Genomic DNA, 9,970 nt, shown 5'->3' on the forward strand with positions numbered 1-9,970 from the left:
CCGGCGACGGCGTACCAGGAGGACATCGCCCGCTACTGGAACAACGAGGCACGGCCGGTCAACCTCCGCCTCGGCGACGTGGACGGCCTCTACCACCACCACTACGGCATCGGGGCCGTGGACCACGCCGCGCTCGGCGACCCGGCGCACAGCGAGTACGAGAAGAAGCTCGTCGCGGAGTTGCACCGGCTGGAGTCGGCCCAGGCGGAGTTCCTCATGGACCACCTCGGCCCCGTCGGGCCCGACGACACGCTCGTCGACGCCGGGTGCGGGCGCGGCGGGTCCATGGTCATGGCCCACCGCCGCTTCGGCTGCCGGGTCGAGGGGGTGACCCTGTCCGCCACCCAGGCCGACTTCGGCAACCGGCGCGCGGGGGAGCTGCGGATCGACGACCGTGTCCGCTCCCGGGTGTGCAACATGCTCGACACGCCGTTCGACAAGGGCAGCGTCACGGCCTCGTGGAACAACGAGTCGAGCATGTACGTCGACCTGCACGACCTGTTCGCCGAGCACTCCCGCTTCCTGAAGGTGGGCGGCCGGTACGTGACGATCACCGGCTGCTGGAACCCCCGCTACGGCCAGCCGTCGAAGTGGGTCTCCCAGATCAACGCCCACTTCGAGTGCAACATCCACTCCCGGCGCGAGTACCTGCGGGCCATGGCCGACAACCGGCTGGTGCCGCACACCATCGTCGACCTGACCGCGGACACCCTGCCCTACTGGGAGCTGCGGGCCACGTCCTCGCTGGTCACCGGCATCGAGGAGGCCTTCATCGAGTCCTACCGGGACGGCTCGTTCCAGTACGTGCTGATCGCGGCCGACCGCGTGTGAGCTCGGTGGCGCGGGGCTCGGGCCGCACCGGCCGCGGGCCCCGCGCCGCCGAGGCCTCGTCGCTCGGCGTTGCGGCCGGGCCGGGACTCAGCTGCCGTCCCTCAGGTCGTCCGGCCAGTCGGGCCGGAACTCCAGGTGGTCGAACGTCACGACGCACCCCTCCCCCATCGGCGACTGCGTCATGAAGCCGACCAGGGCCGCGCCGGTCTCCTTCTCCCCGCCCAGCGTGAAGAGCCGGACGAAGGTCCAGCGCCGGCCGTCGCGGGAGGCGTGGAAGGCGAAGGCGCGGCCGGTCCGGCTCACCCGAAGCCAGACCGAGCTCCCGTCCACGGTGAAGGAGTTGGCGTCGTCGGAGTGCCCCCGGGTGACGACCGTGCAGACGGTGGCCACGTCCGGGGAGTACTCCAGACACAGCTTGGCCCAGGCCCGTTCGCCCACCTGGACGTACAACACCCCGGCGTCGAAGGCCGAGTTGAACCCCACGGTGACCCGTGCGATCAACTGGAAGTCACCTTCCGGAGCCCCCAGCAGCCGGGGGGCGTCGGCGGCGGGTTCCACCCCGTCGCCGGTGGGCGGCACGAAACGGTCCTGCCGGGCCCCGGCCCACCCGGTGAGCACCCCGTCCTCGTGGGACCAGTGCCCGTCGGGACCGTAGGTGCGCAGCGGGAAGGGCAGTTCGGGAAACGAAACGTCCATGAGCTGATTATCGGGGTGCGGCCGTCGGTGCGGGGCGCGCAGCGCGCTACCGCTCCAGGCGCCCGTTGAACCTCCGGGGAAGCCCCAGCTCGTTCTCGTCCCTCAGTTCCACCGGCAGCAGGGCCGCGGGCGTGTTCTGGTAGGCGACGGGCCGCAGCCAGCGCTCGATCGCCGTGCCGCCCACCGAGGTGGAGGTCGACGTGGTGGCCGGGTAGGGCCCGCCGTGGTGCTGGGCCGGTGCGACGGCGACGCCCGTGGGCCAGCCGTTCACCAGCACCCGCCCGGCCAGCGGCGTCAGCTCGGCGAGGATCTCCCCGCCGCGTCCCTCTCCGGCGGCCTCGCCCTCGGACAGCTGGACGGTCGCCGTGAGGTTGCCCGGCAGCCGCGACAGCACGGCCCTGACCTCGTCCTCGTCCTCGTAGCGGGCCACGACGGTGACCGGTCCGAAGCACTCCTCCAGGAGCAGGTCGTGCTCGCCCTCGGCGGTGAGCCGGGCCGCGGGCACGGTCAGGAAGCCCGCGCTGACGGTGTGCTCCCCGCCCGCGCCGGGCGTCACCGGCGACTCCACGTCGGCCAGCTCCGCGCGCTCGGCGACCCCGGCGATGAAGTTGTCGCGCATCCGGTGGTCGAGCAGCACGCCCGCGTCGGTGTCGCTGACCGCGTCCGTCAGCGACTTGAGCAGTCCGTCCCCGGCCGCGCCGGAGGGCACGAGCACGAGGCCGGGCTTGACGCAGAACTGGCCGACGCCCAGCGTCATCGATCCGGCCAGGCCGGTCCCGATGGCCTCGGCGCGCTCGGCGGCGGCCGCCTCGGTCACCACGACGGGGTTCAGCGAGCCCAGCTCCCCGTGGAAGGGGATCGGGGTCGGCCGCGCCGCCGCCGCGTCGAACAGGGCGCGTCCGCCGCGGATCGAGCCGGTGAAGCCGGCCGCGGCCACCAGCGGGTGCCCGATCAGCTCGACGCCGGCCTCGAAGCCGTGGACCAGGCCCAGGACGTCCCTGGGGATGCCGTGCTCGGCGGCGGCGTCGCGCACCACCTTGGCGACCAGCTCGGACAGGCCCGGGTGGTCGGGGTGGGACTTGACGACGACCGGGTTGCCGGCCGCCAGCGCGCTCGCGGTGTCGCCGCCCGCGACCGAGAAGGCGAAGGGGAAGTTCGACGCCGAGTACACGGCCACCACGCCGAGCGGCACCTTGTAGCGGCGCAGGTCGGGGATGGGCGGGGTCGCGGTGTCGTCGGGGTGGTTGACGACGATGTCGAGGAAGGCGCCCTCGTCGACGATGTCGGCGAACGCGCGCAGCTGGTAGCAGGTGCGGGCCAGCTCGCCGGTCAGGCGGACCGGGCCGAGCGCGGTCTCCGCGTCGGCCACCTCGACGAGCGTGTCCCTGGCCGCCTGCAACCGGTCGGCGGCGGAACGCAGGAAGGCGGCGCGAACGGCACGGTCCGCGAGGGAGCCCCGCGCCGCGTGGGCGGCGCGGACGACGGCGTCGACCTCCTGGGCCGTGGCCTCCACCGCAACCTGTTCCCGCTGCTTCCCGGTTCGGGGGTCGACACTCCAGACTGGTGCTGCTGCCACCGAGGGTCCCTCCACGTTTGGTACTGGCTCATCCACCAGGGTCGTTCGATATACTGAACGCTGTCTCTGATGATGAATATGCTGTCGGAGCGTATTTCCCGTCGAACGAAGGGGTCAAGGGCGATGTCGGCTGTCGAGACGGGGGGCGGAGCGCAGGTCAAGTCCGCGGTGCGGACGGTTGAGCTGCTGGAATACTTCGCCGGCCGCCCGGGAATGCACTCCCTCGCGTCGGTCCAGGAGGCCGTCGGCTATCCCAAGTCCAGCCTCTACATGCTGCTGCGCACCCTGGTGGAACTGGGCTGGGTGGAGACGGACGCGACGGGCACGCGGTACGGCATCGGGGTGCGGGCGCTGCTCGTCGGCACCTCCTACATCGACGGCGACGAGGTGGTCGCGGCCGCCCGCCCGACCCTGGACCGGCTCTCGGACGACACCACCGAGACCATCCACCTGGCCCGGCTCGACGGCACGAACGTCGTCTACCTCGCCACCCGCCAGTCGCAGCACTACCTGCGCCCCTTCACCCGGGTCGGCCGCCGGCTGCCCGCCCACTCCACCTCCCTCGGCAAGGCGCTGCTGAGCACCTACTCCGACGAGCAGGTCCGCAAGATGCTGCCGGAGTCGCTGCCCGCGCTGACGGAGCACACCATCACGGACCGCGAGAAGCTCATCGAGGAGCTGCACCAGATCCGCGAGCAGGGGTTCTCGGTGGACCGCGAGGAGAACACGCTGGGCCTGCGCTGCTTCGGCGTGGCGATCCCCTACCGCACGCCGGCCAGGGACGCGATCAGCTGCTCGGTGCCGGTGGCCAGGCTGACGCCCGCGCACGAGCAGCTCGTGAAGGACGCGCTGTTCGACGCGCGCGACCGGCTCACGCTGGCGACCCGGCGGCTGTGAGGCCGCGGGCGGGGGCGGGGTCGTAGGCTGCGGGCATGTTGATCGCCCTGCGCCGGGTCCACGACAGCGATCTGCCGGTGTTCTTCCGGCAGATGAACGACCCCGAGTCCCTCGTGATGGCCGCCTTCACCCCGAAGGACCCGGCCGACCGGGACGCCTTCGACGCCCACTGGCGACGGATCCGCGCCTCGTCCGACGTACCGCGCACGATCCTGGTCGACGGCGACGTGGTCGGCAGCGCGGCGGTCTACGGGCCGCCGGGCGAGCGTGAGGTGACCTACTGGGTGGACCGGGCGTACTGGGGCCGGGGCATCGCCACACAGGCGTTGTCGGCCCTGCTGTCCGAGGTCCCCGAGCGACCGCTGTTCGCGCGGGCGGCGGCCGACAACGCCCGTTCGCTGCGCGTCCTGGAGAAGTGCGGTTTCCGGCCCACCGCCCGGGCGGCGGGCTTCGCGAACGCGCGCGGCCGCGAGACCGAGGAGATCGTGCTGCGGCTGGAGGCCTGAAGCGGTCTCGGATGAGGGGACGATGAGAAAACGGGACGGCCGGGAACGAACGGCTCGGTCCCGTTCGTCTTCTGATCGCCATGAACAAAACGATCAGGCGCGCGTCGGTCTTCGCGCTGCTGCTGGTGTTCGCCCTGCTGCTGCGGGCGACCTGGGTGCAGTTCTACGAGGGCCGGGCGCTCGCGGACGACAAGGGCAACCGGCGCAACGCGATCCAGACGTACGCGGAGCCGCTCGGGAACATCGTCGTGGGCGGAAAGGCCGTCACCGGCTCGGTCGCCACCGCCGGCGGCGACCTGAGATACAAGCGCACGTACACGGACGGCGCGCTGTACGCGGCGGTCACCGGGTACGCCTCGCAGGCCTATGCGCCGACCCAGCTGGAGGGGATCTACGCCGACGTCCTCAACGGCACCGACCCCCGGCTGAAGACCGTGCTGGACACGGTCACGAACCGGCGGGCCGACCCGGGTGACGTGATCACGACCATCGACCCCCGGGTGCAGAAGGCGGGGTACGACGCCCTCGGCGGCAAGAAGGGCGCGGCCGTGGCGATCGACCCGAAGACCGGACAGATCCTGGCCGTCGTGTCGACGCCGTCGTACGACCCCTCGTCGCTGACCGACGCCGACACGGCCGGCCCGGCGTGGAAGAAGCTGACCTCCGACCCCGACAAGCCCCTGGTCAACCGGGCGCTGCGGCAGCCACTGGCCCCTGGCTCGACGTTCAAGCTGGTGGTGGCGGCGGCCGCGCTGGAGGACGGGCTGTACAAGTCGGTCGACGTGAGGACCGACAGCGAGGACCCGTACACGCTGCCGGGCACCCGGACGCCGCTGAAGAACGAGAACGCCTCCGCGCCCTGCACGGACGCCACGATCCGGGTCGCGTTGCAGTACTCCTGCAACAACGTGTTCGCGCACATGGCGGTCCAGCTCGGCCAGGACAAGCTGAAGGCGATGGCCGACCGGTTCGGCTTCGACGACGACAGGCTGGACGTCCCCGTGCGGGCGTACACGAGCGTGTACCCGTCCGGCATGGACGAGTCGTCCACGGCGCTGACCGGCATCGGCCAGTTCGACGTGACGGCGACCCCGCTGCAAATGGCCATGGTGTCGGCCGCGATCGCCAACGACGGCAAGCTGGTCTCGCCGCACATGGTCGCGCAGGTCACCGACGGCGGCGGGAACGTGCTGAAGGACTACGACGACGACGCGTCCGGCACGCGGATCATCAGCTCCTCCACCGCCGGGCAACTGCGGTCGGCGATGCAGACGGTCGTCGAGAAGGGCACGGGCACCAACGCGCTCATCGACGGCGTCACCGTCGGCGGCAAGACGGGCACGGCCCAGAACGGCGAGAACAACAGCAAGGCCCCGTACGCCTGGTTCACCTCGTACGGCACGTCCGACTCCTCGGACAAGCAGGTCGCCGTGGCGGTGGTGGTCGAGCAGTCGAACGCGGCGCGCTCCGAGGTCAGCGGCAACGGACTGGCCGCCCCCGTCGCGAAGGCGATGATGGAGGCGGCGCTGAAGAAGTAGTCCGGCGCACCGGTCACTTCACGCCGAGCACCTGCTCGACCGGGTCGATCGCGAAGTACACCAGGAACAGGGCCGAGGCCCCCCACAGCAGCCAGTGGACGTCCTTCGCCCTGCCGAGCACCGCCTGGATGACCACGTAGGCGACGAAACCCGCGCCGATGCCGTTGGTGATCGAGTACGTGAAGGGCATCACGGCGATGGTCAGGAAGGCGGGGACGGCGACCTCGTACCGCTCCCAGTCGATGCCCCTGACCTGGGTCATCATCAGGAAGCCGACGGCCACGAGGGCCGGGGCGGCCGCCTGGAGCGGGACGATCGTCAGCACCGGCGTCAGGAACAGCGCGAGGGCGAACAGCGCGCCGGTGACCAGGTTGGAGAACCCGGTGCGCGCGCCCTCGCCGACTCCGGCCGCCGACTCGATGTAGGAGGTCGCCGAGGACGCCGAGGCGGCGCCGCCCGCGACCGCCGCCGCGCCGTCGATGAGCAGGACCCGCCCGAGGCGGGGCACGTCGCCCTTCTCGTCCAGCAGTCCGGCCTCGGCGCTGATGCCGACCACGGTGCCCATGGTGTCGAAGAAGTCCGACAGGATCAGGGTGAAGACCAGCAGGACGACCGTGACCGCGCCGGTCTCGCCGAAGGCGCCGAACAGGCTGAAGTGACCGATCAGCCCGAAGTCGGGGGCGGCGACGACGCGGTCGGGCCACGACGGCGTGGTCAGCCCCCAGGACCCGACGTCGGCGACCGCGTCGATGACGACCGCGAGGACCGTCGTCGCGACGATGCTGATCAGGATCGCGCCCCTGACCTTGCGGGCGAGCAGGGCGACGGTCAGCAGCACACCGACGCAGAAGACCAGGACCGGCCAGCCGCCGAGCGTGCCGGTCGCGCCGAGCTGCACCGGCACGCTCGTGTGCGCGGCGTCGGGGATCCGGCTGACGAAACCGGCGTCGACGAAGCCGATGAAGGCGATGAACAGACCGATGCCGACGCTGATCGCCTGCTTCAGCGACTGCGGGACGGCCCGCATGACGGCCTCGCGCAGCCCGGTCAGCACCAGGACGCAGATCAGCAGGCCCTCCAGCACGACGAGGCCCATCGCGTCGTCCCAGCTCATCAGCGGCGCGATCTGGAAGGCGACCACCGCGTTGAGGCCGAGGCCGGCGGCCAGCGCGAGGGGCAGGTTGCCGCCGACGCCCATGACGATCGTCATCACGGCGGCCACCAGGGCGGTGGCGGTGGTGAGTTGGACGGTGTCGAGCCGGTGCCCGAACTTGTCCTCGGCGCCGCCCAGGACGAGGGGGTTCAGGACCAGGATGTAGGCCATGGTGAAGAACGTGGCGAATCCGCCGCGTATCTCCCGGCCGACGGTGGATCCCCGCGCGGAGATCCTGAAGAACCGGTCGACGCCGCTCGCCTGCGGTGGCGCGACAGCCGGTGGGCCGTCGGTCTTCTGCGTCTCGGACATGGCTGCTGCTCCTCGGGCCGGAGGGGGGCGGGGGTGAATGCTGGCTGGATTGTTCCCTCGTTGAACCGGTCTCGGGTTTTCGCCGTGTTACGGAATCGGACTCCGCGCGCGTTCGATCTGCCACATCATGTTCGAACCCCCGTACCAAAGCAGGCCGCAGACCACTGCTACGCTTCCCGATCTCGCCCCGTCCACCTCCTCGGGGCACCCCCATGTCATTCACATGACGCGCACAGGCACACCGAGAAGAGGTCACCCGTGGGCACAGTCGTCGACGACGCCGCCTCGGTGGAGTTCCACGCCTTCTTCGACCGCCACTACGCCGAACTGTCGCGCCTCGCCCACCTGCTGACCGGTGAGGCCGACGCGGCCGACGACCTGGCCGCGGACGCGCTGCTCGCCCTGTGGAACCGCTGGGACCGGGTGCGGGCGGCCGACCATCCGGTGGCCTACGCCCGCGGCGTCGTCGCCAACCTCGCCCGCACCCGCATCCGCAGCGCGGTGCGCGAACGGCGCAGGATCGCGCTGTTCTGGTCGCAACGCGAGGAGAAGGCCGAGAACCCCGACGTCGCCGGCGTCGTGGACGTGCAGTCGGCGCTGCGTAGACTCCCGTTCCGCAAGCGGGCCTGCGTGGTGCTGCGGCACGCCTTCGACCTCTCGGAGCAGGACACCGCGCTCGCCCTCGGGGTCTCGGTGGGTACGGTGAAGAGCCAGACCTCGAAGGGGATGGCCGAGCTGCAGAAGCTGCTCGGCGCCAAGGGAGCTCCGCTCAAGGTGCCCGCCATGGTGCGCACCGGTGAGGCCTCGGCCTCGGGAAGGGACCGATGACGATGCAGCGGGACGTGCACGACGAGCTGCGCGCCCGGCTGCACGGAGCGGCCGAGGCGCACGAGCCCGACCGGGCGCGCATGCTGGCCCGGGTCGAGCGCGGCATGGCGGGACAGGAGCCGGGGCGGCAGCGCTCCGACCACCGGGCGACCCGGCCGGCCCTGTGGAGCTGGACCAGGATCGTGGGGGCCACCGCCGCCGTCGCGGGCATGCTCGCGGCCGGCGGCTACGCGGTGGCGTCCGCCGTGAAGAGCGACCCCCCGGCGCAGCAGACGGTCTCCGTCTCCTCGCCGCCGGTCGCGTCCCCCGACGCCACGAGCCGGCCGCCCGCCTCGCCGAAGGCCACGCCGAGCTCCGGGGGCGGCGCGCACCACCCGGTCCGGCCCAGCGCCCCGCCGTCGAGGAGCGCCGGGGCGACGCCCTCCGCGCCCGCCGCCACGCTGCTGCCGGCGGTCGGCGACGACACGGACGGCCCGCTGTGGTCGGACGGCACGGTCGACCCGCACAGCAACGACTTCTGGGCGCAGAGCAACGTCACGCTGAAGACGTCGGGGCGGCTCACGCGCCTCACGGTGCAGTTGAAGGTGGCGCAGACCGGCGGTGTCTCCTCGGCCGGGGCCTGGCGTTCGCTGCCCGAGGACGACTTCACGTTCACGACGGCGCTGAGGGACGGCTTCCTCGTCTACACCTGGGTGCTCAAGGAGGGCCGGACGGTCCCCGAGGGCGAGTGGGTGTTCGCCGGGCAGTACAACCACGATCGCGGCGGCCGGGACGCGAAGAACGACGCCTACGCGATCGCGGGCCGGGCGGACGGCGCGCAGCACTCCGTCGGCGGCGGTTTCGCCGCCCACGACGACGGCGGATGAGAGCGCGCCGTGCGGGGGGCCGGCCGGCCCCCCGCACGCCGGATCAGCCGACGAAGTACGTCGGGTTGGGCAGCTTGTACCTGCGGTCGGCGTAGCCGCCGTCGAGGTCGGAGTACTGGTCGCCGAAGTTGGCGATGATCTCGTACCCGAGGTCGTCCTCGATGTGCTTGCGGGTGCCGGACTTGTACTGCACGGTCGTGCAGGTCCAGGCGCCCGGGGTGGCGCAGGCGCTCAGATAGGACGGCGGGGCGGCCGCGTTCTTGAGGAACATGTGGCCGGCGTCCAGGTTGACGTCGGCGCCGACCTTCTTCAGGTTCTCGACGGCGGCGGAGCGCTGCGCCTCGCCGAGGCCCGAGTTGTAGAAGACCTCGACGCCCTTGTGCTGGGCGTAGCGCACGAGCTCGGGGCTGCCGAACACCGCGGGGCGGTCCGCCTTGTTCACATAGGCGGCCCAGCTGGCGGAGTTGTAGGTGTAGTTGTACCGCTTCTCGTAGTCGAGGCTGAGCAGCAGCGTGTCGTCGATGTCGAAGACGACGGCGGGCCGCTCGTGCCTCTTGACCGCCTTGCGGGCGGCCTGGTCGATGTACTTCCTGGCGGCCTTGTCGATGCTCGCGAGGTCCTTGGCGTACGGGCTGGTGGGCGACGCCTGGTACACGCCGTTCGCGTCCGGCGCGGTGCCGTAGTAGGTGTCGATGTCCTTCACCAACAGCCCGATGTTGTAGGGCTCGTGGGTGGAGTCGGCGGTGGACTGGCCGGCCGTGGCCGCG

10 protein-coding genes are annotated in these 9,970 nt (G+C 71.6%); 6 read left to right on the forward strand and 4 right to left on the reverse strand.

Going from position 1 to position 9,970, the window contains the following annotated elements; genetic code table 11:
* Positions 1-831 (forward strand): geranyl diphosphate 2-C-methyltransferase (locus tag KMS84_RS35385; protein ID WP_256920636.1); only part of this gene is annotated, 831 nt, incomplete at its 5' end.
* A gap of 87 nt (positions 832-918) precedes the next feature.
* Here the strand turns inward: KMS84_RS35385 and KMS84_RS35390 are convergent.
* Both KMS84_RS35390 and KMS84_RS35395 read right to left on the reverse strand, forming a co-directional pair.
* Positions 919-1,527 carry a DUF1349 domain-containing protein gene (locus KMS84_RS35390; RefSeq protein ID WP_256920637.1) on the reverse strand — a complete coding sequence of 203 codons (609 nt, stop codon included), beginning with the start codon at positions 1,525-1,527 and terminating at the stop codon, positions 919-921.
* Positions 1,528-1,573: 46 nt separating this feature from the next.
* Positions 1,574-3,103 (reverse strand): aldehyde dehydrogenase (NADP(+)), encoded by a 1,530-nt coding sequence (locus KMS84_RS35395; RefSeq protein WP_256920638.1) that lies wholly within the window; start codon positions 3,101-3,103, stop codon positions 1,574-1,576.
* A gap of 123 nt (positions 3,104-3,226) precedes the next feature.
* Here KMS84_RS35395 and KMS84_RS35400 point away from each other — a divergent pair, with 123 nt between their 5' ends.
* From KMS84_RS35400 to KMS84_RS35410, 3 genes are all read left to right on the forward strand, one after another.
* A complete protein-coding gene (locus KMS84_RS35400; protein ID WP_256920639.1) occupies positions 3,227-4,000 on the forward strand; it encodes an IclR family transcriptional regulator in 774 nt (257 codons plus the stop codon).
* 35 nt (positions 4,001-4,035) lie between these two features.
* Positions 4,036-4,506 carry a GNAT family N-acetyltransferase gene (locus KMS84_RS35405; RefSeq protein ID WP_256920640.1) on the forward strand — a complete coding sequence of 157 codons (471 nt, stop codon included), beginning with the start codon at positions 4,036-4,038 and terminating at the stop codon, positions 4,504-4,506.
* 80 nt (positions 4,507-4,586) lie between these two features.
* Positions 4,587-6,044, forward strand: coding sequence for a peptidoglycan D,D-transpeptidase FtsI family protein (locus KMS84_RS35410; RefSeq protein WP_256920641.1), 1,458 nt, complete (start codon positions 4,587-4,589; stop codon positions 6,042-6,044).
* Between the two features lie 13 nt (positions 6,045-6,057).
* Here the strand turns inward: KMS84_RS35410 and KMS84_RS35415 are convergent, their stop codons facing one another.
* Entirely contained in the window at positions 6,058-7,509 is a 1,452-nt protein-coding gene (locus KMS84_RS35415) for an NCS2 family permease (protein ID WP_256920642.1), read from the reverse strand.
* A 258-nt stretch (positions 7,510-7,767) separates the two neighbouring features.
* Between KMS84_RS35415 and KMS84_RS35420 the strand changes: the two genes are divergently transcribed.
* Both KMS84_RS35420 and KMS84_RS35425 read left to right on the forward strand, forming a co-directional pair.
* On the forward strand, positions 7,768-8,337 hold the full coding sequence (locus KMS84_RS35420) for a SigE family RNA polymerase sigma factor (protein ID WP_256920643.1): 570 nt from the start codon (positions 7,768-7,770) through the stop codon (positions 8,335-8,337).
* A complete protein-coding gene (locus tag KMS84_RS35425) occupies positions 8,334-9,203 on the forward strand; it encodes a hypothetical protein (RefSeq protein WP_256920644.1) in 870 nt (289 codons plus the stop codon). The genes KMS84_RS35420 and KMS84_RS35425 overlap by 4 nt, the downstream gene beginning before the upstream one ends.
* A gap of 43 nt (positions 9,204-9,246) precedes the next feature.
* Here the strand turns inward: KMS84_RS35425 and KMS84_RS35430 are convergent.
* Positions 9,247-9,970 (reverse strand): HAD family acid phosphatase (locus KMS84_RS35430; protein ID WP_256920645.1); only part of this gene is annotated, 724 nt, incomplete at its 5' end.

This window comes from Streptomyces hilarionis, from assembly GCF_024539675.1.
Taxonomy (GTDB): Bacteria; Actinomycetota; Actinomycetes; order Streptomycetales; family Streptomycetaceae; genus Streptomyces; species Streptomyces hilarionis.